The following is a 23,972-nucleotide window of genomic DNA, read 5'->3' as shown; positions in this document are numbered from 1 at the left end:
GAAGCAAAAATCAAAGGGGGTCGAAAATCACTGCCCCATCAAAATCACTGCCCATCAAAGCACGACAAGATGTCGCAGGCTAGCTCAGCCAGAACCCCGGCACCGCGGGCTCGAGCCGGCCGCCGGCGCGCACCGGCGCGACCTTGACCGCCAGCCCGGTCGCATCGTCGGTCTCGACCGCGATGCCGCTCAGCGTCGCGACGCCGCCGGCCGGTTCGAAGCGGCCGGACGGAATGCCGGTGAGGAAGCGCTGCAACGGCTCCTCCTTCTGCATGCCGATCACTGAATCATAATCGCCGGTCATGCCGGCATCGCTCATATAGGCGGTGCCGCCGGGCAGCACCTGATGATCGGCGGTCGGCACATGGGTATGGGTGCCGACCACGAGGCTGACGCGGCCGTCGCAGAAGAAGCCGACGCCCTGCTTCTCGCTGGTCGCCTCGGCGTGGAAATCGACCACGATGGCATCGGCGCCCTCGCGCAACGGGCAGGCCTCGAGCTCGCGGTCGATCGCGCTGAACGGATCGTTCGACGACGGCTCCATGAACACGCGGCCGATCGCATTGAGCACGAGCGCGCGCTTGCCGTTCTTGGTATCGACCAGCGTCGCGCCGCGGCCGGGCGAATGGCGCGGAAAATTCAACGGGCGGATCAGGCGCGGCGCGCGCTCGATGAAGACCAGCGCCTCCTTCTGATTCCAGGCATGGTTGCCGAGCGTGATCGCGTCCGCGCCAGCATCGAGCAGCTCCTGGTAGATCGCCTCGGTGATGCCGAAGCCGCCAGCGGAATTCTCGCCATTGACGACGACGAGATCGAGCGACCAGTCCCTGATCATGCCCGGAAGATGGTCTGTGATGGCGGTGCGGCCGGTCCTGCCGACGACGTCACCAACGAAGAGAATACGCAAGGCTAGCTACTCCGGAAATCGAACGTCTTGCGCTCCGTTAGCACATAATCGAGCGGGACGTCGTGCGACAGCGCCGGGATGGCCTTGGTTTCCTGTGCAGCAAAGGCGATCCCGGCCCCGATCACATGCTTGGCCTTGCGCAGATGCGCAAAGGTATAGTCGTAATAGCCGGCACCATAGCCGATGCGGTGGCCGAGCTTGTCGAACGCCGCGAGCGGCACCAGCATCACGTCGGGATGCACCTCGGCCGCGGCCGGCGACGGCTCGGGAATGCCGAGCGGGCCGAGCATCAGGCGGTCCTGCGGCGACCAGCTGCGGAAGGTCAGCGACTGGCCGCGCGCATTGATGCAGGGCAGCGCCAGCCGCGCGCCTTTGTCGGCCAGCTTCTTCATCAGTGGCGCCGGATCGAGCTCGCTGCGGATCGGCGCATAGCCGGAGATGATCATGCCTTGCGTGATCTCGAACGGGGCGCCGCGCCTGGCGAGCGCCTCGGCCGCCGCGGCGCGCTGCTCGTCGCTCAGCGCATCGCGCTTGGCGAGCGCGAGGGCCCGAAGTTCGGCCTTCGATGGAGATGCGTGCATGATCCATCTTCCGCTGTCATCGTCCGCCAAATGCGGACGAGCCGGCAATTCCAGAGACGCGAGCATTCGTTTGGCCAGGCCGCGGCGCACTGGATGCCCCACGTCGCAGGGCACGACACTGCCACACAATCAGACCGCCGCAGCGCGACGACAAGGCAACAGCAAAAACCAAGTGCGAAGCCGCAGAGGCCGTTGGAGCGCTCGATCCCGGAGTTCCCTACGAAAGTAGGTGGGCACCATATGTCCGGGTCCACGGACCCGGCCAGGGACAGTTCCCTAAAGGATCGATAAGGCCCCGGGGATATATGGCTCCTGACGCGCAACGCAGCTTCGCCGGGCCAATGTAGCGATCGTTGCCGCAATCCGCCAGCGGTACCTCGTCGTCCCGGCGAAGGCCGGGACCCATAACCACCGCTGTTCATCGTTGCAGAGGGTACCAACTCGCGCCGCCCAAACTCGATGGGCCGCGGAGTATGGGTCCCGGCCTCCGCCGGGACGACAGTGGCTACCCGATCGCGATGCCGCCGCCGATGGTGCGGTTGAGCACCTGCGTGGTGCGCTCGATCCGTTCGGCCGCGGCGTTGAGCGCGTTGGAGACCGCGGTCTGGGTGGCGCGGGCGCGATCGGTGGCCGCGACGCGCGCATTGCGCAGTTGCTCGACCTCCTCCTCGAGGCTGCGGATGCGCGCGCTGGCATCGACCAGCTCGTCGCAGGCGGTGAGCGCCGCCATCACGGTGAGCCGCGCGTCGCCGATCTCACCGAACTTGCCGCGCAGCGATTCGACGCGCTGCTGGAGATTCTCCGCGAGCTTCAGCAGCCGCACCTCCTGGCCTTCCTCGCAGGCCATCCGGTATTGCCGGCCATTGATGGTGACGTTGATGTGGCTCATCTGCCCTCTCCGCCCGCGAGCACGGCACGGATCGTGCCGATCGCCGCGTCGAGCTTTTCCGCGATGTCACGATTGACGCGCTCGAGCTTGCGCGTCTTCACCAGCGATCCGTCGAGCTCGTCGGCGAGGCGCGAGCGATCGGCGCCGAGTGCCTGGATCCGGCTCGCCAATTCGTTCTCGTCGCGGTCGGCCTCGCGGCGGCGCTCCACCGAGCTCTCCAGCGCATCGAGCGCGGCCATCAGCCGCTTGGTCGCAGCATCGATATCGGCAAGCGGTGCCTCGGTATTGCCAGACCCGTTGGCGAGACGATCACTCATGACACGCGGCGTAAATCCCTGGGATAGCCCGTTTGAGATAGGCCCGCCGCACGGCAAAACTGGCGGTTCGGCAAGCGTTTACGGGACGAAATTTACGTGGCAAGCGAGCCCAGCGCAACGGCGGCGCAGAACTATGCACCGTTCAATGAAATTGGGCGATTTCGAGCAACTTTTCCCCGTTTTGGGGCGTTTCATCGCCTTGGACTTGCGGAATTGAGGTGCTAATCCACCCTCCAACCCGTAAGGCCACTCCACGCGCGTATCGCGGCTGCCCGCCCCGATGCGTCCAGCAATCAGCTCCTCATTCCAGGCGGACTTTTCATCATGACGCAGGTCGATCACACCCGTATGGCCAATGCGATCCGTGGCCTTGCCATGGACGCCGTCGAGAAGGCGAATTCCGGCCATCCCGGCCTGCCGATGGGCGCCGCCGACATCGCGACCGTCCTGTTCACGCAATTCCTGAAGTTCGATGCGGCCGACACGGCGTGGCCCGATCGCGATCGCTTCGTGCTGTCCGCCGGTCACGGCTCGATGCTGCTCTATGCCTTGCTGTACCTCACCGGCAACAAGGACATGACGCTCGACCAGATCAAGCATTTCCGCCAGCTCGGATCGCTGACGCCGGGACATCCGGAGAATTTCCACACCAAGGGCATCGAGACCACCACCGGTCCGCTCGGCCAGGGCATCGCGACCGCGGTCGGCATGGCGCTCGCCGAGAAGATGCTCGCCGCCGAGTTCGGCAAGAAGATCGTCAACCACCACACCTACGTGCTCGCCTCCGACGGCGACCTGATGGAAGGCATCTCGCAGGAAGCGATCGCGCTCGCCGGCGTCTGGCGGCTCAACAAGATGATCGTGCTGTACGACGACAACGGCATCTCGATCGACGGCCCGACCTCGATCGCCGATTCCGTCGACCAGGTGAAGCGCTTCAAGTCCGCTGGCTGGGCCGCGGAATTGATCGACGGCCATGATCCGCAGGCGATCGCGGCTGCAATCACCCGCGCGCAGAAGTCCAACAAGCCTTCGCTGATCGCCTGCAAGACCACGATCGGCTTCGGGGCACCCACCCGGGCCGGCACCGCCAAGGCGCATGGTGAAGCGCTCGGCGCCGCTGAGCTCAAGGGCGCCAAGGAGAAGCTCGGCATCTCGCTGGAGCCGTTCTCGGTGCCCGACGACGTGCTGAAGGCCTGGCGCGAGGCGGGTGCCCGCGGCGCCGCCGAGCACAAGGCCTGGGACGAGCAGTTCAGCCAGCTCGGCAACCGCAAGCGCGCCGAGTTCGAACGCCGCATCCGTCACGAGCGGCCGCAGGCGCTCGCCAAGGGGCTGCGCGCCTTCAAGAAGGGGCTCTTGGAAAATCCGCTCAACATCGCGACCCGCAAATCGTCGGAAGCTGCGATCGAGGTGATCGCGGCGGCGATGCCGATGGAATTCGTCGCCGGCTCCGCCGACCTCACCGGCTCCAACAACAACAAGGCGAAGTCGGCGACCGCATTCGGCGCCAAGACGCCGAAGGGCCGCTTCATCCATTACGGCATCCGCGAGCACGGCATGGCAGCGTGCCTCAACGGCCTCTTCCTGCATGGCGGCTTCGCGCCGAACGGCGCCACCTTCCTGGTGTTCACCGACTACGCGCGCGGCGCGATGCGGCTGTCGGCGCTGATGGGCACCGGCGTGGTTTACGTCATGACCCACGATTCGATCGGCCTCGGCGAGGACGGCCCGACGCACCAGCCGGTGGAGCATCTCTCCGCGCTGCGCGCAATGCCCAACATGCGCGTGTTCCGTCCGTGCGACGCGGTCGAGACCGCGGAGTGCTGGGAATTGGCGCTCAACCGCATCGACGGACCGACGGTGCTGGCGCTGACCCGCCAGAACCTGCCGCAGTTGCGTACGTCAGCGCCAAACGACAATCCGTGCAGCCACGGCGCCTACGAACTGGTCGCGGCGCAGGGTGACGCAAAAGTGTCATTGTTCGCGTCCGGTTCCGAGGTCCAGATCGCGGTCGAGGCACAGAAGCAGCTCGCCGGGCGCGGCATCCCGACGCGGGTGGTCTCGGTCCCGTCGCTGGAATTGCTGCTGGCGCAGCCTGCCGAGCGGCAAAACGCCATTATCGGCAAGGCTCCGGTCAAGATCGCGATCGAGGCTGCGGTGCGTTGGGGCTGGGACGCCGTGATCGGCCACGACGGCGATTTCATCGGCATGCACGGATTCGGCGCCAGCGCCCCGGCGAAGGACCTTTTCCCGCATTTCGGCATTACCGCCGAGGCTGTCGTTAACGCTGCCACGAAGCGCGCCTGACGCTGGCCTGACACCCGCCTGCCGAAGGTTGAGCTTGCCGCGAAAAAGGATTACCAAAGCTCCATCTTTTCCGTACGCGCCCGGCTGAACCGGGCGTTCCGCCGTAAAACCCTCGTGGGAGCCCTCCCGCGGGGCCGGCAGCAGCTATTAGAGGAGAGACGAGCCATGGCAGTCCGCGTCGCGATCAACGGGTTTGGGCGTATCGGCCGCAATGTGTTGCGCGCCATCGCCGAGTCCGGCCGCAAGGACATCGAGGTTGTCGGCATCAACGACCTCGGTCCGGTCGAGACCAATGCGCACCTGCTGCGCTTCGATTCCGTGCACGGCCGCTTCCCCGGCACCGTGACCGTGGACGGCGACTCGATCGACCTCGGTAGCGGCAAGATCAAGGTCTCGGCCGAACGCGATCCCTCCAAGCTGCCCTGGAAGGCGCTCGGCGTCGACGTCGCGCTGGAATGCACCGGCATCTTCACCGCCAAGGACAAGGCCTCCGCGCACCTGACCGCCGGCGCCAAGCGCGTGCTCGTCTCGGCGCCCGCCGACGGCGCGGACGCCACCATCGTCTACGGCGTCAACCACGACACGCTGACCAAGGATCACCTGGTGATCTCCAACGGTTCGTGCACCACCAACTGCCTGGCGCCGGTTGCCAAGGTCCTGAACGACACCGTCGGCATCGAGACCGGCTTCATGACCACGATCCACGCCTATACCGGCGACCAGCCGACGCTCGACACCCTGCACAAGGACCTCTATCGCGGCCGCGCGGCTGCGATGTCGATGATCCCGACCTCGACCGGCGCCGCCAAGGCGATTGGCCTGGTGCTGCCGGAGCTGAAGGGCAAGCTCGACGGCGTCTCGGTTCGCGTCCCCACGCCGAACGTGTCGGTCATCGACCTCAAGATCGTCGCCAAGCGCGAAACCAACGTCGCCGAGATCAACGAGGCGATGAAGCGCGCCGCCGAGCAGCAGCTCAAGGGCATCCTCGGCTACACCAACGCGCCGAACGTCTCGATCGACTTCAACCACGATCCGCACTCGTCCACCTTCCACATGGACCAGACCAAGGTGCAGAACGGCAATTTCGTGCGCGTGATGTCCTGGTACGACAATGAGTGGGGCTTCTCGAACCGCATGGCCGACACCGCCGTCGCGATCGGCAAGCTGATTTAAGCCCAGACTGCTCTTAACCAGGTGTCGACGCTTCCACCCTGGATCGGAATTCCCGGCGCGATCTTGCTTCTCGGCTTGATCGCGTACGGCATCCGCCAGGGCATGAAGGTTACGTCCCGGCAGGAAGGCGACCCGCCCCAACGCGATCCGCCGTAGTGCCGCAAGTCAGCGAGTGATCAGACATGGCCAGATTCCGCACCCTCGACGACGTCAACGTGAAGGGCAAGCGCGTGCTGCTGCGCGTCGACCTCAACGTCCCCATGGAGGGCGGCCGCGTCACCGACGCTACCCGGCTCGAGCGCGTTGCCCCCACCATCACCGAGATTTCCGACAAGGGCGGCAAGGTGATCCTGCTCGCCCATTTCGGCCGGCCCAAGGGCCGCGATGCCAAGGACTCGCTGAAGCCGGTCGCCGAAGCGCTGTCGAAGGTCATCAAGCGCCCGGTGGCCTTCGCCGAGGATTGCATCGGAGAGGCCGCGGCCAACGCGGTCGCGGCGCTCAAGGATGGCGACATCCTCTGCCTCGAGAACACCCGCTTCCACAAGGAAGAGGAAAAGAACGACGCCGGATTCGTCGCAGAGCTGGCAAAGCTCGGCGACATCTGGGTCAACGACGCCTTCTCCGCCGCGCACCGCGCCCACGCCTCGACCGAAGGCCTCGGCCACAAGCTGCCGGCCTATGCCGGCCGCACCATGCAGGCCGAGCTCGACGCGCTCGGCAAGGCGCTGGAAGCGCCGACCAAACCCGTCATCGCGATCATCGGCGGCGCCAAGGTCTCGACCAAGATCGACCTGCTGGAAAACCTCGTGACCAAGGTCGACGCGCTGGTGATCGGCGGCGGCATGGCCAACACCTTCCTGCACGCGCAGGGCATTCCGGTCGGCAAGTCGCTCGCCGAAAAGGACCTCGCCGCGACCGCGCTGCGGATCATGGAGAAGGCCAACGCGGCGAATTGCGCGATCATCCTTCCGGTCGACGCCGTGGTCGCCAGCCAGTTCGCCGCCAACGCGCCGTCGCATGCCTACGGCCTCGACGCGATCCCGGCCGACGGCATGATCCTCGACGTCGGCCCGCAATCGATCGCGCGGATCCATTCCGCGATCGACGACGCGGCGACGCTGGTCTGGAACGGGCCGCTCGGCGCCTTCGAATTGACGCCGTTCGACCGCGGCACCGTGGTGTCGGCCAAGCATGCCGCCGAGCGTACCAAGGCCAAGAAGCTGGTTTCGGTCGCCGGCGGCGGCGACACCGTCGCGGCGCTGAACCAGGCGGGCGTGGCGGGTGACTTTTCCTACGTCTCGACCGCGGGCGGCGCGTTTCTTGAATGGATGGAAGGCAAGCCGCTGCCGGGCGTCGAAGTTTTGAAGAACCGTTGATTTAGTTCGAATCCGAACGCGTAATACAGGGAGAAAATGGAATGGCTCGCATAACGTTGCGGCAACTGCTCGATCACGCGGCCGAGCACGATTACGGCGTACCCGCCTTCAACATCAACAACATGGAGCAGGCGCTGTCGATCATGGCCGCCGCCTCCGAGGTCGACGCCCCTGTCATCATCCAGGCCTCGCGCGGCGCGCGCTCCTATGCCAACGACGTCATGCTCAAGCACATGATGGACGCCGTCACCGAGATCTACCCGCAGATCCCGGTTTGCGTGCATCTCGACCACGGCAACGAGCCCGCCACCTGCATGACCGCGATCCAGGCCGGCTTCACCTCGGTCATGATGGACGGTTCGCTGAAGGCCGACGGCAAGACCCCCGGCGACTGGGACTACAATGTCGGCGTCACCAGGACCGTGACCGGCATGGCCCATCTCGGCGGCATCTCGGTGGAAGGCGAGCTCGGCGTGCTCGGTTCGCTCGAGACCGGCATGGGCGACAAGGAAGACGGCCACGGCGCCGAGGGCAAGCTGTCGCACGACCAGTTGCTGACCAATCCGGACGAAGCCGTGAAGTTCGTCAAGGAGACCAAGGTCGACGCGCTGGCGATCGCGATGGGCACCTCGCACGGTGCCTACAAATTCACCCGCAAGCCCGACGGCGACATCCTCGCCATGAACGTGATCGAGGAGATCCACCGCAAGCTGCCGAACACGCATCTGGTGATGCACGGCTCCTCGTCGGTGCCGCAGGAGTTGCAGGAGATCATCAACGCCAATGGCGGCAAGATGAAGCCGACCTGGGGCGTGCCGGTCGCCGAGATCCAGCGCGGCATCAAGAACGGCGTACGCAAGATCAACATCGACACCGACAACCGGATGGCGATGACCGGCCAGATCCGCAAGGTGCTGAAGGACAACCCGGAAGAGTTCGATCCGCGCAAATACCTGAAGCCCGCGATGGAAGCGATGACCAAGCTGTGCAAGCAGCGCCTGCAGGAGTTCAACACCGCGGGCCAGGCCAGCAAGATCAAGAAGGTCCTGACCACGGCCGAAATGGCCAAGCGCTACGCCAAGGGCGAGCTCGATCCCAAGGTCGCCTGACAACGGATCGCCCTCAATCATTAAGGCGGGACACCGGTTCTGACGCAGTTGGAAACGGTGTCCCGGGGCTTGATCGCCGGCTGCGACAAACACCTGCCGCGACGAACGTTTTCTAGGCAATTGCCCGAGAACCGCCTATTTTGGCTCGCAAAGGCAATGGCTCTGGAGGATGTTCCCCAATGAACCTCGCTGACCTCAACAAAGTTGCACTTGCCATGGTTACCCCGGGCAAGGGCCTTCTCGCCGCCGACGAATCCTCCGGCACCATCAAGAAGCGGTTCGACGCCATCAAGGTCGATTCGACCGAAGACAATCGCCGCGACTATCGCGAGATGTTGTTCCGCTCGCAGGAGGCGATGAGCAAGTACATCTCCGGCGTCATCCTCTACGACGAGACGATCTGGCAAAACGCCAAGGACGGCACGCCACTGGTCAAGCTGATCGAGCAGGCAGGCGCGATCCCCGGCATCAAGGTCGACGAAGGCACCCAGGCGCTGCCGAACTGCCCCGGCGAACTCGTCACTGTCGGCCTCGACAAGCTCGCCGAGCGGCTGAAGAAATATTACGACCGCGGAGCGCGCTTTGCGAAATGGCGCGCGGTGATCGATATCGGATCCGGCGCCGGCAGCCGCGGCATTCCCACCATGACCGCGATCCGCGTCAATGCCCACGCGCTGGCGCGCTACGCCGCGCTGTGCCAGGCCGCGCAGATCGTACCGATCGTCGAGCCGGAAGTGCTGATGGACGGCGATCACGACATCGACCGCTGCTATGAGGTGACGCAGCGGGTGCTGAACCGCACCTTCCAGGAATTGCGGGTGCAGCGGGTCGCGCTCGAAGGCATGATCCTGAAGCCGAACATGGCGATTTCCGGCAAGAAATGCCCCAAGCAGGCGCCGGTGCAGGAAGTCGCCGAGAAGACCATCCGCCTGCTCAAGAGCTGCGTGCCGGCCGCGGTGCCCGGCATCGCCTTCCTCTCCGGCGGGCAGAGCGACGAGGAAGCGACCGCGCATCTCGACGCCATGAACAAGATCGGTAATCTGCCGTGGAAGCTGACCTTCTCCTATGGCCGCGCGCTACAGGCCGCGCCGCAGCAGGCGTGGTCCGGCAAGCCCGACAATGTCCCCGCCGGCCAGCGCGCCTTCTCGCATCGCGCCCGGATGAACGGGCTGGCCAGCACCGGCAATTGGGAAGCCGGCCTCGAAAAACAGGCGGCATAGTTGGCCACCAAGCCCGTTCCACCGCGGCCGGCGCCGCGTCTCTATCTGGCGACGCCGCCGGTCGACGAGCCGGCGCAGCTCGCGGCCGCGCTGCCCGAATTGCTCGCCGCGGCCGACGTCGCGGCGGTTCTGGTGCGGCTGCGCGAGAGCGACCCGCGCAGCATGATCTCCACTGTCAAGGCGCTGGCGCCTGCGATCCAGAGCGCCGGCGCGGCGCTGCTGATCGACGGCCATCCTGACATCGTGGCCCGCGCCGGCGCCGATGGTGCGCATCTGGGCGGCATTGCCGCGATGGAAGAGGCAATGCCCTCGCTGAAGCCCGACCGCATCGTCGGCGTCGGCGGGCTCGCGACGCGCCACGATTCGATGGCCGCGGGCGAAGCCGGCGCCGACTACGTGCTGTTCGGCGAGCCCGACGCCAAGGGGCAGCGGCCTTCGCCTGAGGCGATCGCCGAGCGGCTGGAATGGTGGGACGAATTGTTCGAGCCGCCGTGCGTCGGGTTCGCGACCTCGCGCGAGGAGGCCGAGGCATTCGCGGCCGCCGGCGCCGATTTCGTGCTGGTCGGCGAGATCGTCTGGTCCGATCCGCGCGGCGCGAAGGCCGCCCTCGTCGAGATCGGCGAGGCGATCGCGCGGGCGCATGCCGGCACGTTCGGAACGGCCAAGGCCGAGGGATGACGCCGGAATGAAATGCCTGCGTCCGATAGGTGTTGCGCTCGGCTGCATGATGCTGGCGAGCGGCGCGGCCGCGCAGCTTTCGATCACGCCGCCGGCGCAGACGCCGCCGCCTGCGAAGAAGGAGGAAAAGCCGAAGCCGAAAGTGCATTCGCCGGTCGCGAAGAAGCCCACGCCGAAGCCTGCCGCGACGCCGAAGCCCGGCGCATCGGCGACCCCCGCTCCGACGCCGTCGCCGACCCCGGACGATCCCAATGTCGACCTCGTCTACGGCGCCTATCAGCGCGGCATGTACAAGACCGCATTCGACCTCGCGACGGTGCGCGCGCAGAACAACGATGCCAAGGCCATGACGATGCTGGGCGAGCTCTATGCCAACGGGCTCGGCGTCAAGCGCGACTATGCCAAGGCCGACGACTGGTACAAGCGCGCCTCCGATGCCGGCGACCGCGAGGCGATGTTCGCGCTGGCCATGATGAAGATCGCCGGCCGCGGCGGCACGGTGGACAAGGATGCCGCGGTCAAGCTTTTGGCCTCGGCCGCCAAGCTCGGCGAGCCCAAGGCGGCCTATAATCTGGCGCTGCTCTATCTCGATGGCCAGACCCTGCCGCAGGATCTCAAGCGCTCCGCCGAGCTGCTGCGGATGGCCGCGGACGCCGGCAGCCCCGAGGCGCAATACGCGCTCGCGACCTTTTACAAGGAAGGCACCGGCGTCCCGAAGGACCTCGAAAAGGCGGCGCGGCTGCTACAGGCGGCCTCGCTGGCCGACAATGTCGATGCCGAAGTCGAGTATGCCATCGCGCTCTACAACGGCTCCGGAACCCCGCGCAACGTCCCGGCGGCGATCGCGCTGCTGCGCAAGGCCGCCCGGCAGAACAGCCCGATCGCGCAAAACCGCCTCGCCCACGTGCTGGCGACCGGCGCCGGCGCTCCGGTCGACAAGGTCGAGGCGCTGAAATGGCACACCGTCGCCAAGACCGCCGGCAAGGGCGACCCCGAGCTCGACGACATCCTCGCCGATATGACCCCCGAGGACCGCGCCAAGGGCGAGGCAGCCGCGCGCAAATGGATCGGAAACAACGTCAAATGACGCCTTGACGGCGCCACTTCCAGAGGGCACCCAGTTCGAAGCCTAGGTGGCCGCGTTCCGTTCTCTTTTCGCCCGTCATCCTGAGGTGCGAGCGGAGCGAGCCTCGAAGGATGCACGGCCCCGGACCGGGCTGTCGATCCTTCGAGACGCGCTTCGCGCTCCTCAGGATGACGGGCTGAGATTTGCGCCCGCCGCCTTATCGACATTCACAATCTCTCGGTCACAAGCGTTCTCATCATGCTCTACTCCGCCCTCATCAATGTCATGGTCAAGGCCGCGCGCCGCGCCGGCCGCAGCCTCAAGCGCGACCTCGGCGAGATCGAACATCTCCAGGTCTCGCTGAAGGGACCGGCGAACTTCGTCTCGCTCGCCGACAAGCGCGCCGAGGAGATGCTCTACACCGACCTCGAAAAGGCTCGGCCCGGCTACGGGTTCCTCGGCGAGGAAGGCGGCAAGCGCGAGGGCTCGGACAAGAGTCACACCTGGATCGTCGATCCGCTCGACGGCACCACCAATTTCCTGCACGGCATCCCGCAATTCGCGATCTCGATCGGGTTGTTGCGCGAGGACACCGTGATCGCGGGCGTGATCTACAACCCCGCCAATGACGAGCTATACATCGCCGAGCGCGGCAAGGGCGCATTCCTCAACGACCAGCGGCTGCGCGTCGCCGGCCGCCGCCAGCTCAACGAATGCGTGGTCGCCTGCGGCCTGCCGCATATCGGCCGCGGCAACCACCAGCTCGCGCTACAGGAGATGGCAGCGCTGCAAAGCAAGGTCGCGGGCTTCCGCCGCTTCGGCGCCGCCTCGCTCGATCTCGCCTTCGTCGCCGCCGGCCGCTTCGACGGCTTCTGGGAACGCAATCTGCAACCCTGGGACCTTGCGGCCGGGCTGCTGATGGTGCGGGAAGCCGGCGGCACCGTCTCGGGCATCCAGGGCAATGACGATCCGCTGCAAACCGGCCACGTCGTCTGCGGCAACGAGACCGTGCACGGCGAGCTGATCAAGATCCTGAAGCCGCTCGGGCAGTAGCGCGGCGGCGCAGTCTAATCGTCGTCGTCCTCGGATTCGTCTCCTTCGGCCTCGACGTCGCGAAATTCGCCGCCGATGCTCAGGCCTTCGATGGCGGTCGCGCCCTTCACCTTGACCACCCGGCGCAGCGGGACCGAACTCTCGCTGCGCAACGCTTCCATCAAATGGTCCGAGTGGGTGACGATCCAGATATCGGCGCGGCGCGAGGCCTTGGCGATCAGCCGCGCCAACGGCGCCAGCAGCGATGGATGCAGGCTCGCCTCCGGCTCGTTCAGCACGATGAACGGTGGCAACCGGTAGCCCATGAACACGGCGAGCAGGCAGATATATTTCAGCGTGCCGTCGGATAGTTCGTGGGCCTTGAACGGGCGCGGCATGTCCGCGAGTTGCAGGTCGAACTCGCACCGGCCGTTTTCCACCCAGGCGCGGAGCTCCGCGTCCGGGAATGCATCCTCGATCGCGGCCTGCAACTCGGCGGCGTCCTGCCGGATGGCATAGAGCGTCGCCAGCGTCGCGGCCAGATCGCTGCCGTCGGCACTCAGCGACGGCGTCGTGACCGCGAGGCAGGGTTTCCGGATCGGTGACGCCTGATCGGTGCGGAAGTCGTGATAGAAGCGCCAGCCCAGCATCGCGTTTCTGATCTGGTCGATCTCGGGAGAGTTCTTGCCGTCGAAGAAGCCGGCCAGCACGGTTTCAGACGGCAGCAGCGCATCCTTGTGGCTTTCCCAGACGCCGCTCTCGTTGCGGATGCTGACCAGCGCGTTGGTCCTCTCCACCATCAGGACGTTCCGCTTGCCACTGATCATCTCGATCCGCTCGGACCTGATCATCGGCTCGCCGGCAAACGCCGCCTCGACCGGGCCGGGATATCCGAGCTCGATCGAATATCTGATGTCGTCGAATCGGGCGGCCAGCCGCAGTCGGGGATCATCGCCCCGCTTGCGCATGCCGGACCAGGAGACCGAATTCAATCCGCCCTCATCGGCGATGGTATGGGTGATCCGGCCCGCCGCCGCGTCCCGCAACAGCGACATCGACTTGTACAGATTGGATTTTCCGACGCCGTTCTCGCCGACGAACACCGACAGCGGATGGATGGGCAAGAAGAGCCGGCGAATGGAACGATAATTCGCGATCTCGATATCGGTCGGGCGCATCACCTGCTCTCGATCGGCCGATGCCTGCGCATTCCGTCACCGTGCCAAGGACAATCCGTTCGATCCGGGGATGCAGTCTGGATTGACGATGTGCCGAAAGCAAGCCGGTCCCGAGTCAATCAGGACCGGCCCCGATGTCAGTGGCCGCCCCTCGCCGGCGCGGGCGGGCCGTAGATCTCGGCCTTCTCCGCCGCCTGCTCGCGATCGCCGGCAAGCACGCGCTGCACGCTGACGAAGAACACCGGCACCAGCAGCAGCGCGAGGATGACGACGGCGATCATGCCGCCCATCACCGACGTGCCGAGCGCCTGCTGGCTGGCACCGCCGGCGCCGGTCGCGATCGCCATCGGCAGCACGCCGCAGACGAAGGCAAGGCCGGTCATCAGGATCGGACGGAACCGCAAGCTACACGCCTCGATCGTCGCCTCGACCAGCGGCTTACCCTGCGCGCGCAGATCCTTGGCGAACTCGATGATCAGGATCGCGTCCTTCGCGGCCAGACCGATGATGGTGATCAGACCGACCGTGAAATACACGTCGTTGGACAGTCCGCGCAGCGTCGCCGCCACCACGGCGCCGAAGATGCCGAGCGGAATGGTGAGCAGCACCGCGAGCGGAATGGTCCAGCTCTCATAGAGCGCGGCCAGCAACAGGAACACCACCAGCACCGACAGCGCGAGCAGGAACGGCGCCTGCGAGCCCGACAGCTTCTCCTGCAACGACTGGCCGGTCCATTCATAGCCGAAGCCGCGCGGCAGCTTGTCGGCAAGCCGCTCCATCTCCGCGATCGCGTCACCCGAGGTGAAGCCGGGCTTCGCCTCGCCGGAGATGCGCACCGCCGGATAATAGTTGAAGCCCGCGATCTGCGTCGGCCCCTTCGACCATTCGATGGTGGCGAAGGCCGAGAACGGCACCAATTGCCCGCGGCTGTTCTTGACATTGTAGTTCAGGATGTCGTCCGCGTTCATGCGGCTGGTCTTGTCGGCCTGCACGATGACGCGCTGCATGCGCCCGCGGTTCGGGAAGTCGTTGATGTAGTTCGAGCCGAGATTGGTCGAGATCGTGTTGTTGATGTCCTCGAACGTCAGACCAAATGCGCCGGCCTTCTCGCGGTCGATCATCAGATTGACCTGCGGCGCCGGCGGCAGGCCCTCGACATAGACCTTTTGCAGGATCGGGCTGGCATTGGCCTCCGCGATCAGGCGGTCGGAGGCGGCGATCAGCGCCGCATAGCCCTTCTGGCCACGATCCTGCAAGCGGAACGAGAAGCCCGAGGAGTTGCCGAGGTTGTCGATCGGCGGCGGTTGCAGCGCCGAGATCCTGGCGTCGCGGATCGACGACAGCTCGCGGTTGATGTCGGCGACGATCGCGGCGGCGGAATCCTTCGCGCCGCGCTCCGACCAGTCCTTCAGCGTGATGAAGGCCTGCGCAGTGTTCATGCCCTGGCCGAGGAAGCTGAAGCCGGTGAGGAAGGTGACGTTCTCGATGCCGGCGCGGGTCTTCAGGTACTTCTCGACCTGCTCGACGGCGGCTTCGGTACGCGCATAGGAGGATTCCGACGGCGTCTGCACGTCGGTCGTGATGAAGCCCTGGTCGTCGACCGGCAGGAAGCCGCCGGGCAGCCGCACGAAGCCGTAGGCGACGCCCGCGAACAGCACGAGATAGATCGCCATCAGCCGGCCGGTGCGCTTCAGGGAGCCCTGCACGGTGCGCGTATAGCCGGCGCGGCTGGTATCGAGCACGCGGTTGAACCAGCCGAACACGCCCTTTCGCGCATGGCCATGGCCCTTCTCGACCGGCTTGAGCAAGGTCGCGCACAGCGCCGGCGTCAGCGACAGCGCGAGCAGCGCCGAGAACGCGATCGCCGCCACCATGGTGACCGAGAACTGGCGATAGATGATGCCGACCGAGCCGGGGAAGAACGCCATCGGCACGAACACCGCCATCAGCACCAGCGTGATGCCGATGATCGCGCTGGTGATCTGCGACATCGCCTTCCGGGTCGCTTCCTTCGGCGGCAGGCCTTCCTCGGCCATGATGCGTTCGACGTTCTCGACCACGACGATGGCGTCGTCGACCAGGATGCCGACCGCGAGCACCATGCCGAACATGGTCAGCATGTTGATCGAGAAGCCGACCGCCATCAGGGTCGCGCAGGTGCCGAGCAACGCCACCGGGACCACGATGGTCGGAATGATGGTGTAGCGGATGTTCTGCAGGAACAGGAACATCACGATGAACACCAGCACCACCGCCTCGACCAGGGTCATCAGGACCTTCTCGATCGAGGCCTTCACCACCGGCGTGATGTTGTAGGGGATCTCATAGGAGATGTTGGCCGGGAAGAAGCGCGACAGCTCCTTCATCTTGGCTTCGACCGCGCTCGCGGTCGCCAGCGCATTGCCCTTCGGCGACAGCAGCACCGAGAGGCCGGCCGTCGGCTTGCCGTCGAGACGGGTGTTGAACTGGTAGCTGAGGCCGCCGATCTCGATCCGTGCGACGTCGCGCAGCCGGACCGTCGAGCCATCGGCATTGGCGCGCAGGATGATCGCGCCGAACTCGTCGGGCGAGGAGAGCTGGCCCTTGACCAGCACCTGCGCGGAGATCTTCTGGGTGTCCGTGCTCGGCTCGGCGCCGATGCTGCCGGAGGCGACCTGGGCGTTCTGCGCCGTGATCGCGCGGTTGACGTCGTCGGCCGACAGGCCGTAGCCGACCAGTTTGGCCGGATCGATCCAGATGCGCAGCGAACGTTCGGTCGAATACAGCGTGGCGCGGCCGACGCCGGGGATGCGGCGCACCTCGCCCAGCACGTTGCGGATCATGAAGTCGCCGAGGCCCACTTCATCCAGCGAACCGTCGGTCGAGTTCAGCGTGATGATCTGGAGCACGGCCGAGGACGCTTCCTCGACCAGGATGCCCTGCTGGATCACGGCGCGCGGCAGCCGCGCCTCGACGCGCTTGAGGCGGTTCTGCACCTCGACCGAGGCCTGGCTGGTGTCGGTGCCCGGCTTGAAGTTGGCGATGATCTCGACCTGGCCGAGCGAGTCGGAGGTCGATTCGAAGTTCAGGATGTTGGCGGCGCCATTGAGCTCCTCCTCGATCAACCGCGTCACGCTGTTGTAGAGGTTCTCCGGCGACGCGCCGGGATAGCTGGTCGAGATCGAGATCGAGGGCGGCGCGATGATCGGGTACTGCGCGACGGCGAGCAGCGGGATCGAGATCGCGCCGATCAGACAGATGAACAGCGCGACGACCCAGGCGAAGATCGGCCTGTCGATGAAGAAACTAGGCATCTCGGATCACCGCCGCGCGTGCGCGGTCTGTTGCGAATCCGGCTGTGCGGCAGCCGCGTCGGCCTCGTGCCAGGCCCGCGGCCGCACCTTGTCGCCGGCAGCGAATTTCTGGAACCCCTCGACGACGACCTTGTCGCCGGCCTTCAGGCCCTCGGTCACGAACCAGGTGCCGCCCTGCAACGAGCCGGTACGCACCGGCTGCACCGCGACGAGATTGTCGTCCTTGACGACGAACACCTCGCTGCCGCCGCCGCCATTGCGCTGGATCGCCTGCTGCGGCACGGCGATCGCGTCGGTGTCGATGCCCTGCTCGATCTGGACGCGGACATACATGCCCGGCAGCAGGACGCGCTTCGGATTCGGGAATTCACCGCGCAACGTGACCTGCCCGGTGTGGGCGTCGACCTTGGCGTCGGAGAACAGCAGCTTGCCCGGCAGGGCGTAGATCGAGCCGTCGTCGAGCACGAGGCGAACCTTCATCGCATCGGACTCGATGCGATCGAGATCGCCACTCTCGAAGTCGCGGCGAAGCTGGCTCAACTCGGTGACCGACTGCTGGAAGTCGGCGTAGATCGGGTCGAGCTGCTGGATGGTGGCAAGGCTCGCGGCGTCGTTCTGCACGACGAGCGCGCCTTCAGAGACCAGCGCGGCACCAATGGTGCCGTCGATCGGCGCGCGGATGGTGGCGTAATCCAGGTTGAGCTTTGCGCGCGCAACATCGGCCTCGCGGCCCTGCACGTCGGCCTCGGCTCCCTTCAGCGTCGCGATCGCCTTTTCGTTCTCGGCTTCCGGCGCCGCACGCTGGCTGGTCAGGGTGGCGATACGGCGGGCCTGCAACGAGGCCTGTTCGAGCACGGCCTTGGCGCGCGCCAACGCCGCCTCGGTCGACTGCACCTCGACCTCGAACGGACGCGGATCGATCTGATACAGCGGGTCGCCGACCTTCACCTCGCTGCCCTGATGGAACATGCGATTGACCACGATGCCGGAGACGCGCGGGCGTACCTCGGAGACGCGGGTCGGCGCGATGCGGCCCGGCAGCTCGCGCACCATCGCGCGTGCCTGCGGCTTCACGGTGACGACGCTGACGTCCGGCTCAGGCGCTTGCACGGCCGCGGTTGCGGAATTCGGCTCGTTACAGCCAGCAAGCAGTGGCGCCGTTACGGCCAGCATCAGAGCAATGCATGCCGATTGCGCGCGAAGACCAGACATCGAAGAAATCGCCCCCTGTAGGTTCAGACAAACCAACGGCGGTGTCACGACGACACCGCGCGTGTTGTTGCGGTGAAAATAAATCTCGCTTGCTGCGACGCAATGCGTTTGCCGGGCGGCTCATTGTCACACAAACCTATCGCACTGATATCGCGGCATGTTTTATCGACTCACCGGATTGTGAGCGGGTTCCATCGGAGGCTGCGGGAATGCGTTAACGAATACATGAGCGGGAACAGGGCAGTTCGGTGCGCATCCATGCGGCACATCGCATGACGAGCCCTTTGGCCCGAATCAGCCACCGCACCACCCGGCTCCTCGGCAAGGCATGCCGCCGCGGCGGCGCCTTGCGCTCGCAAGCGGGACCGGCCGCCGCCGCGGATGACGCGGCACCGAGCCCCGGAAGGCGGGATACGGCTGCGGCCAGTGCCGGATTCAGCCCAAGGTTCTGTCCACCGCCCTTGGATTCGGCTTTCCTCACTGCACCGCTGTGCCATATTGCGCACAGATGCGGCCTTCGCGAACGGATGACTAGGCAATGCCCACTACCCGCTCCGACATGGAGATCGAACTGAGCAAGCTGTCCTCGCCCCGGATCTTCCTGGTGCGGATGCTGGTCTTCCTGGTGCTCTGCGGGCTGGTCGGGGTCGTGCTGTACAAGCAGATCGTCACCGCATTCTTCGCCAATCCCGGGCTCAACGCCCTGATCGGCGCGGTGCTCCTGATCGGCGTCATCCTGGCGTTCCGCCAGGTGATCCGGCTCTATCCTGAAGTGGCCTGGGTCAACAATTTTCGCATCGCCGATCCCGGCCTTGCGATCGAGCGCCGTCCGACGCTGCTTGCTCCGATGGCAGCCATTCTCGGCGGCGAGCGCACCGGGCGGATGTCGATCACGCAGCAGACCATGCGGCATCTGCTGGATTCGATCGCGACCCGCCTGGATGAAGCCCGCGATATCTCGCGCTACATGACCGGCCTGCTCGTGTTCCTCGGCCTGCTCGGCACCTTCTGGGGCCTGATCGAGACGGTCGGCTCGGTCGGCAAGGTGATTGACGGGCTCAAGGTCGGCGGCGACGCCGGCGCGCTGTTCGATACGCTGAAGGAAGGGCTGGCCGCTCCGCTCGGCGGCATGGGCATCTCGTTCTCGTCGTCGCTGTTCGGCCTCGCCGGCTCGCTGATCCTCGGCTTCCTCGACCTGCAATCGAGCCAGGCCCAGAACCGCTTCTACACCGACCTCGAGGACTGGCTTGCCACCACGGTACGCGGCATTTCCGGCGATGAGACCGGCGCCTCCGGCGACATGCAGGGCGCGATCGATCGCCTCCGCACCACGCTCGAGGAAGGCAGCGGCGGCGGCCGCAACACCACGGCCGCGATGGCCAATCTGGCCGAGGCGATCCAGGGCCTGGTGGCGCATATGCGCACCGAGCAGCAGATGATCCGCGAATGGGCCGACGGCCAGGGCGAGCAGAACCGCGAGATCAAGCGGCTGCTCGAACGCCTCGCCCGCCAGCCCGAGAAGAGCTAGCCGGGGCGCACCAAGCCCAGGGAGACATTTCATGGCCCTCGCCCGCTCGCGCCGCAGCGAATCCGGCTTCAACTACTGGCCCGGCTTCGTCGACGCGCTGTCGACGCTGGTACTGTCGATCGTGTTCCTGCTTTCGGTGTTCCTCGTCGTGCAGTTCTTCCTGTCGCAGGAGGTCACCGGCAAGGACAAGGCGCTGGAGCAGCTCACCGCCAAGATCGCCCAGCTCAACGACTTACTGTCGCTGGAGAAGCTCTCCAAGCTGACGCTCGACGACCAGGTGTCGCAGCTACGCGCCGGCCTGGCTTCGGCCGAAGGCGAGCGCGACCGCATGAAGGGGCTCTATGAAGGGCTCGCCAATTCCGGCAACGACGCACAGGGCCGCGCTACCGAGCTCAACAAGGCGCTGGAATCCGAGAAGAGCGTGTCGTCGCGCGCGCTGGCGCAGATCGAGGTCTTGAACCAGCAGATCAGCGCGCTGCGCCGCCAGCTCGCTGCGCTCGAGGAGGCGCTCGATGCCTCCGAGAAGCGCGACAAGGAATCGCAGAACCGGATCGCCGATCTCGGCTCGCGCCTCAACGTGGCCCTGGCGCAGCGGGTGCAGGAGCTGTCGAAGTACCGCTCGGAATTCTTCGGCCGGCTGCGCGCCATCCTCGGCAACCGCCCCGATATCCGCGTCGTCGGCGACCGCTTCGTGTTCCAGTCCGAAGTGTTCTTCGACACCGGCCAGGCGACGCTGCTGCCGGAGGGCAAGACCGAACTCGATACCGTGGCGAGTGCGCTGGTCGATCTCGACAAGAAGATCCCGAGCGAGATCGGCTGGGTGCTGCGCGTCGACGGCCATACCGACGTTCGGCCGATCAACAGCCCGCTGTTCAAGTCGAACTGGGAATTGTCCTCGGCGCGCGCGATCTCGGTGGTGCAGTATCTGGTCTCGCTCGGCGTGCCGGCGCAGCGCCTGGTCGCCGCCGGCTTCGCCGAATTCCAGCCGCTCGACACCGCGCAGACCGAAGACGCCTACAAGCGCAACCGCCGCATCGAGCTGAAGCTGACGGAACGCTGATCGCGCCGTGGGGTTGGCGGTAACACACAAACCATCCGTCTCTCTCGTCATTCCGGGGCTCGCGAAGCGAGAGCCCGGAATCCATTTCACGACGGGTGATGCGGCCTGATGGGACTCCGGGTTCGTGCTTCGCACGCCCCGGAATGACGGAGGAAAAGACGCGTTCAGCGTCCGACCATCTGTTGCAGATGCTCCGGATAGCGCGCGCCCTGCACCTCGACCTCGGCCACCGCCTTGCCGATCTCGGCGAGATCCGCTGCGGTCAGTTCGACGCGCGCGGCGCCGATATTCTCCTCGAGTCGATTGAGCTTCGTGGTGCCCGGGATCGGCACGATCCACGGCTTCTGCGCAAGCAGCCAGGCCAGCGCGATCTGGGCCGCCGTCGCGCCCTTGCCGGCGGCGATCCGGCCGAGCTGATCGACCAGCGCCTGATTGGCGCGGCGGGCTTCCGGCGTGAAGCGCGGCACGAGGTTGCGGAAGTCGTCGCTCGCGAATGTGGTGCTGGCGCTGATCGCGCCGGTGAGAAAGCCGCGGCCGAGCGGGCTGTACGGCACGAAGCCGATGCCGAGCTCTTCCAACAGCGGCAGGATCTCCGCTTCCACCCCGCGCTCCCACAGCGAATATTCGCTCTGCAAGGCCGTGACTTTCTGCACGGCATGGGCGCGCCGAATGGTTTGCGCGCCGGCCTCCGACAGGCCGAAATGGCGGACCTTGCCGGCGGCAATCAGGTCCTTCACGGCGCCGGCGACGTCCTCGATCGGCACATTGGGATCGACGCGGTGCTGGTAGAACAGATCGATCACATCGATGTTCAGCCGCTTCAGCGAGGCGTCCGCGACCGCCTTGATGTGCTCGGGCCGGCTGTTCAGCGACCGGTGGCGCTCGGCCATGCTCCCGATGTCGAACCCGAACTTGGTCGCGATCACGACCTCGTTGCGCACCGGCGCCAGCGCCTCGCCGACCAGTTCCTCGTTGACATAGGGGCCATAGACCTCGGCGGTGTCGAAGAAGGTGATGCCGCGCTCGACCGCGCCGCGGAGCACCGCGATGCCCTGCGTCTTCTCGAGCGCCGGGCCGTAGGCGAAGCTCAGGCCCATGCAGCCGAGGCCGGTCGCCGAGACTTCGAGGTTGCCGTTGCCGAGTTTGCGTTTCTGCATGATGTCTCTCCGCGTCGATGACTGCAATTCGTCGCAGCGGGATTTAGGGCGTGCACCGACAGATCATTAGACGTAAAAATCGAGATGGACTTATGAGCAGGACTCATGAATGCCTCGGCATGACATCAACGACCTGATCGCCTTCCTCGCCGTCGCGCGCGAGCGCAGCTTCACCCGCGCCGCGGCGAGGCTCGGGGTGTCGCAATCGGCCCTCAGCCACACCATTCGTGCGCTCGAGGAGCGGCTCGGCGTGCGGCTCTTGACCCGCACCACGCGCAGCGTCGCGCCAACCGCGGCCGGCGAAAGGCTGCTGCACGGCGTCGGCCCGCGCTTCGAGGAGATCGAGGGCGAACTCGCCGCGCTGAGCGCCCTGCGCGACAAGCCCGCCGGGACCATCCGCATCAATGCCGGCGAGCACGCGGCCGAGACCATCCTGTGGCCGGCGCTGGCCGAATTCCTGCCGCGCTATCCCGACATCAAGGTGGAGGTGACGGTCGACAACGGGCTCGCGGACATCGTCGCGGAGCGCTTCGACGCCGGGGTTCGGCTCGGAGAACAGCTCGCCAAGGACATGATCGCGGTGCGGATCGGCCCGGATTTCCGCATGGTCGTAGTGGGTGCTCCCGCCTATTTCAGGCAGCGGGAGCGTCCGAAACGGCCGCAGGACCTGACGCAGCACGCCTGCATCAACATCCGTCTGCCGACCCTGGGCGGCATCTATGCCTGGGAGTTCGAGCGGCGCGGCCGTCCGCTCAAGGTCCGAGTCGACGGACAATTGGTGTTCAACAGCGCCGCATTGCGGATCAAGGCGGCGTTGGCCGGGCTGGGGCTTGCGTATGTCGCCGAGGATCAGGTGCGCGCGCCGCTCGCCAAAGGACAATTGATCCAGGTGCTCGACGATTGGTGCGTGCCGTTTCCCGGCTATCACCTCTACTACCCGAGCCGCCGCCAATCCGCGCCGGCCTTTGCGTTGCTGGTCGAAACGCTGCGCCTTCGGGGATGATCTCGCAACGGCCCCGCGCGACACCATTCGAGCACGCCCTCGTGATGGTCGGCGGGATTGCAGGACACGAAGAATTGCATCGCTGTCGGTGCGGACCTCTCGGAACGAGAGCCGTGCGGCTGACGTTGTGTTGACATGCATCTCGCGGGCCGGCGGATATCGTTGACCGTCGCGGCTGGGCATCCTGCTTCAGCCTGCCCGGGCCAGTTCGGATCTACACCATGCTCAAGACCACATTCGCCATCATCATCGCCGCCGGCATCGCGCTTACACCGGTGGCGCTTTTCGCGCAGAGCACCGGAGGCACGCAGCTGCCGCCACAGCCGGGCGCCCGCGCCGCGCCGTCGAACGGCGTCGGCGGCAGCGTGATTCCCAACCAAGCGAGCTCACGCCTTGCGCCATCGTCTGGCAGCAGCGCCGGCAGTGCGGCACCGGCAGCGCCGGGCTACTTCGGCAATTCCAACGGCTCAAGCGGCCGCTGAGCCAGGTATCTGTTTGCCGACAAACCGCGACCAATGAGCCGTGCTAGATCGCCGTGGCCGGCTGATCCGGCTCGGCCTCCGCGATCACGAATTTGAGCCCATAGGTCTTGCCGCGGCGCCAGACCACCTCGCAGGGGTAGCGTTTGGCGTGGTCGGCGAGCAGGGTCAGCGCGAGGCGATCCGTGACGTCGAATGCGACTTCGGTGGTGATCTTGGCGCCACCGGGCGAGATGTCGACCACGGCGCAAGCGCTCTCGGTGGCGCCATCATCGACCGTGATCCACGCCGCACGATTGTTGAGCTGACGCCGCGGCTCGCGACTGACCTTGGTCCGTGCTCCATTGCTCGCCATCGTCATCGCCCTTGAAGACATTGGTCATTGAAAAACTCGGAGACCGCGCAGG

At 66.0% G+C, this 23,972-nt stretch carries 21 protein-coding genes and 1 other RNA gene; 12 read left to right on the top strand and 10 right to left on the bottom strand.

The features are described 5' to 3' along the window. Positions 1-79: 79 nt before the first annotated feature. The 5 genes from B2W55_RS03205 to B2W55_RS03185 form a co-directional block, all read right to left on the bottom strand. A complete protein-coding gene (locus B2W55_RS03205; protein WP_024579210.1) occupies positions 80-907 on the bottom strand; it encodes a TIGR00282 family metallophosphoesterase in 828 nt (275 codons plus the stop codon). Positions 908-909: 2 nt separating this feature from the next. Then, positions 910-1,488 carry a 5-formyltetrahydrofolate cyclo-ligase gene (locus B2W55_RS03200; protein WP_024579211.1) on the bottom strand — a complete coding sequence of 193 codons (579 nt, stop codon included), beginning with the start codon at positions 1,486-1,488 and terminating at the stop codon, positions 910-912. 173 nt (positions 1,489-1,661) lie between these two features. Next, positions 1,662-1,822, bottom strand: a non-coding RNA gene (gene ssrS / locus B2W55_RS03195) — 6S RNA. 171 nt (positions 1,823-1,993) lie between these two features. Further along, positions 1,994-2,377, bottom strand: coding sequence for a cell division protein ZapA (locus tag B2W55_RS03190; RefSeq protein WP_024579212.1), 384 nt, complete (start codon positions 2,375-2,377; stop codon positions 1,994-1,996). After that, positions 2,374-2,694 carry a DUF4164 domain-containing protein gene (locus B2W55_RS03185; RefSeq protein WP_021076487.1) on the bottom strand — a complete coding sequence of 107 codons (321 nt, stop codon included), beginning with the start codon at positions 2,692-2,694 and terminating at the stop codon, positions 2,374-2,376. Before B2W55_RS03185 ends, B2W55_RS03190 begins: the two co-directional genes overlap by 4 nt. A gap of 324 nt (positions 2,695-3,018) precedes the next feature. Between B2W55_RS03185 and tkt the strand changes: the two genes are divergently transcribed. The 8 genes from tkt to B2W55_RS03145 all read left to right on the top strand — a co-directional run bounded on the left by tkt (position 3,019) and on the right by B2W55_RS03145 (position 12,676). Next, the gene (tkt, locus tag B2W55_RS03180; protein ID WP_024579213.1) at positions 3,019-5,001 is read left to right on the top strand and encodes a transketolase; all 1,983 of its coding nucleotides are present in this window, start codon (positions 3,019-3,021) and stop codon (positions 4,999-5,001) included. 165 nt (positions 5,002-5,166) lie between these two features. Then, a complete protein-coding gene (gene gap, locus B2W55_RS03175; protein WP_024579214.1) occupies positions 5,167-6,174 on the top strand; it encodes a type I glyceraldehyde-3-phosphate dehydrogenase in 1,008 nt (335 codons plus the stop codon). Positions 6,175-6,356: 182 nt separating this feature from the next. Continuing rightward, the gene (locus B2W55_RS03170) at positions 6,357-7,550 is read left to right on the top strand and encodes a phosphoglycerate kinase (protein WP_024579215.1); all 1,194 of its coding nucleotides are present in this window, start codon (positions 6,357-6,359) and stop codon (positions 7,548-7,550) included. Positions 7,551-7,591: 41 nt separating this feature from the next. Further along, positions 7,592-8,659 carry a class II fructose-bisphosphate aldolase gene (gene fba, locus B2W55_RS03165; RefSeq protein ID WP_024579216.1) on the top strand — a complete coding sequence of 356 codons (1,068 nt, stop codon included), beginning with the start codon at positions 7,592-7,594 and terminating at the stop codon, positions 8,657-8,659. A 179-nt stretch (positions 8,660-8,838) separates the two neighbouring features. After that, on the top strand, positions 8,839-9,879 hold the full coding sequence (locus B2W55_RS03160) for a class I fructose-bisphosphate aldolase (protein WP_024579217.1): 1,041 nt from the start codon (positions 8,839-8,841) through the stop codon (positions 9,877-9,879). Continuing rightward, complete coding sequence (locus B2W55_RS03155) at positions 9,880-10,557, top strand: thiamine phosphate synthase (RefSeq protein ID WP_024579218.1); 678 nt, start codon at positions 9,880-9,882, stop codon at positions 10,555-10,557. Between the two features lie 7 nt (positions 10,558-10,564). Further along, positions 10,565-11,644 (top strand): tetratricopeptide repeat protein, encoded by a 1,080-nt coding sequence (locus B2W55_RS03150; protein ID WP_024579219.1) that lies wholly within the window; start codon positions 10,565-10,567, stop codon positions 11,642-11,644. A gap of 237 nt (positions 11,645-11,881) precedes the next feature. After that, on the top strand, positions 11,882-12,676 hold the full coding sequence (locus B2W55_RS03145) for an inositol monophosphatase family protein (RefSeq protein ID WP_024579220.1): 795 nt from the start codon (positions 11,882-11,884) through the stop codon (positions 12,674-12,676). A gap of 14 nt (positions 12,677-12,690) precedes the next feature. On the opposite strand, the gene B2W55_RS03140 is transcribed toward B2W55_RS03145, so the two are convergent. From B2W55_RS03140 to B2W55_RS03130, 3 genes are all read right to left on the bottom strand, one after another. Beyond that, positions 12,691-13,833 carry an AAA family ATPase gene (locus B2W55_RS03140; RefSeq protein ID WP_024579221.1) on the bottom strand — a complete coding sequence of 381 codons (1,143 nt, stop codon included), beginning with the start codon at positions 13,831-13,833 and terminating at the stop codon, positions 12,691-12,693. A 137-nt stretch (positions 13,834-13,970) separates the two neighbouring features. Continuing rightward, on the bottom strand, positions 13,971-17,126 hold the full coding sequence (locus tag B2W55_RS03135) for a multidrug efflux RND transporter permease subunit (RefSeq protein ID WP_024579222.1): 3,156 nt from the start codon (positions 17,124-17,126) through the stop codon (positions 13,971-13,973). A 6-nt stretch (positions 17,127-17,132) separates the two neighbouring features. Continuing rightward, positions 17,133-18,338, bottom strand: coding sequence for an efflux RND transporter periplasmic adaptor subunit (locus tag B2W55_RS03130; protein ID WP_024579223.1), 1,206 nt, complete (start codon positions 18,336-18,338; stop codon positions 17,133-17,135). Between the two features lie 538 nt (positions 18,339-18,876). On the opposite strand from B2W55_RS03130, the gene B2W55_RS03125 reads away from it, so the two are divergent. Together B2W55_RS03125 and B2W55_RS03120 are read left to right on the top strand one after the other, a co-directional pair. Then, positions 18,877-19,866, top strand: coding sequence for a hypothetical protein (locus tag B2W55_RS03125; RefSeq protein ID WP_024579224.1), 990 nt, complete (start codon positions 18,877-18,879; stop codon positions 19,864-19,866). Positions 19,867-19,897: 31 nt separating this feature from the next. After that, positions 19,898-20,926 (top strand): peptidoglycan -binding protein, encoded by a 1,029-nt coding sequence (locus B2W55_RS03120; protein WP_024579225.1) that lies wholly within the window; start codon positions 19,898-19,900, stop codon positions 20,924-20,926. A 164-nt stretch (positions 20,927-21,090) separates the two neighbouring features. Here the strand turns inward: B2W55_RS03120 and B2W55_RS03115 are convergent, their stop codons facing one another. Then, complete coding sequence (locus B2W55_RS03115; protein ID WP_024579226.1) at positions 21,091-22,083, bottom strand: aldo/keto reductase; 993 nt, start codon at positions 22,081-22,083, stop codon at positions 21,091-21,093. Between the two features lie 109 nt (positions 22,084-22,192). Here B2W55_RS03115 and B2W55_RS03110 point away from each other — a divergent pair, with 109 nt between their 5' ends. Then, positions 22,193-23,086 (top strand): LysR family transcriptional regulator, encoded by an 894-nt coding sequence (locus tag B2W55_RS03110; protein WP_024579227.1) that lies wholly within the window; start codon positions 22,193-22,195, stop codon positions 23,084-23,086. A gap of 221 nt (positions 23,087-23,307) precedes the next feature. Then, the gene (locus tag B2W55_RS03105; protein ID WP_024579228.1) at positions 23,308-23,568 is read left to right on the top strand and encodes a hypothetical protein; all 261 of its coding nucleotides are present in this window, start codon (positions 23,308-23,310) and stop codon (positions 23,566-23,568) included. 43 nt (positions 23,569-23,611) lie between these two features. Here B2W55_RS03105 and B2W55_RS03100 read toward each other — a convergent pair whose 3' ends face one another. Further along, positions 23,612-23,920, bottom strand: coding sequence for a PilZ domain-containing protein (locus tag B2W55_RS03100; RefSeq protein ID WP_043855476.1), 309 nt, complete (start codon positions 23,918-23,920; stop codon positions 23,612-23,614). Positions 23,921-23,972: the final 52 nt, after the last annotated feature.

It is taken from the genome of Bradyrhizobium sp. UBA2491, assembly GCF_002341725.1.
In the GTDB taxonomy this organism is placed as follows: domain Bacteria; phylum Pseudomonadota; class Alphaproteobacteria; order Rhizobiales; family Xanthobacteraceae; genus Bradyrhizobium.
Note: the sequence above shows the minus strand (reverse complement) of the source record. Positions and strands in the feature narration are given on the sequence as shown.

Bases quoted from the DNA above. Each gene is read 5' to 3' on its own strand.
- B2W55_RS03115 (WP_024579226.1), bottom strand. From the start codon at position 22,083: ATGCAGAAACGCAAACTCGGCAACGGCAACCTCGAAGTCTCGGCGACC.
- fba (WP_024579216.1), top strand. From the start codon at position 7,592: ATGGCTCGCATAACGTTGCGGCAACTGCTCGATCACGCGGCCGAGCAC.
- gap (WP_024579214.1), top strand. From the start codon at position 5,167: ATGGCAGTCCGCGTCGCGATCAACGGGTTTGGGCGTATCGGCCGCAAT.
- B2W55_RS03120 (WP_024579225.1), top strand. From the start codon at position 19,898: ATGGCCCTCGCCCGCTCGCGCCGCAGCGAATCCGGCTTCAACTACTGG.
- B2W55_RS03200 (WP_024579211.1), bottom strand. From the start codon at position 1,488: ATGCACGCATCTCCATCGAAGGCCGAACTTCGGGCCCTCGCGCTCGCC.
- B2W55_RS03145 (WP_024579220.1), top strand. From the start codon at position 11,882: ATGCTCTACTCCGCCCTCATCAATGTCATGGTCAAGGCCGCGCGCCGC.
- B2W55_RS03100 (WP_043855476.1), bottom strand. From the start codon at position 23,920: ATGGCGAGCAATGGAGCACGGACCAAGGTCAGTCGCGAGCCGCGGCGT.
- B2W55_RS03110 (WP_024579227.1), top strand. From the start codon at position 22,193: ATGCCTCGGCATGACATCAACGACCTGATCGCCTTCCTCGCCGTCGCG.
- B2W55_RS03190 (WP_024579212.1), bottom strand. From the start codon at position 2,377: ATGAGCCACATCAACGTCACCATCAATGGCCGGCAATACCGGATGGCC.
- B2W55_RS03130 (WP_024579223.1), bottom strand. From the start codon at position 18,338: ATGTCTGGTCTTCGCGCGCAATCGGCATGCATTGCTCTGATGCTGGCC.
- B2W55_RS03170 (WP_024579215.1), top strand. From the start codon at position 6,357: ATGGCCAGATTCCGCACCCTCGACGACGTCAACGTGAAGGGCAAGCGC.
- B2W55_RS03185 (WP_021076487.1), bottom strand. From the start codon at position 2,694: ATGAGTGATCGTCTCGCCAACGGGTCTGGCAATACCGAGGCACCGCTT.
- B2W55_RS03125 (WP_024579224.1), top strand. From the start codon at position 18,877: ATGCCCACTACCCGCTCCGACATGGAGATCGAACTGAGCAAGCTGTCC.
- B2W55_RS03150 (WP_024579219.1), top strand. From the start codon at position 10,565: ATGAAATGCCTGCGTCCGATAGGTGTTGCGCTCGGCTGCATGATGCTG.
- B2W55_RS03160 (WP_024579217.1), top strand. From the start codon at position 8,839: ATGAACCTCGCTGACCTCAACAAAGTTGCACTTGCCATGGTTACCCCG.
- B2W55_RS03135 (WP_024579222.1), bottom strand. From the start codon at position 17,126: ATGCCTAGTTTCTTCATCGACAGGCCGATCTTCGCCTGGGTCGTCGCG.
- tkt (WP_024579213.1), top strand. From the start codon at position 3,019: ATGACGCAGGTCGATCACACCCGTATGGCCAATGCGATCCGTGGCCTT.
- B2W55_RS03105 (WP_024579228.1), top strand. From the start codon at position 23,308: ATGCTCAAGACCACATTCGCCATCATCATCGCCGCCGGCATCGCGCTT.
- B2W55_RS03140 (WP_024579221.1), bottom strand. From the start codon at position 13,833: ATGCGCCCGACCGATATCGAGATCGCGAATTATCGTTCCATTCGCCGG.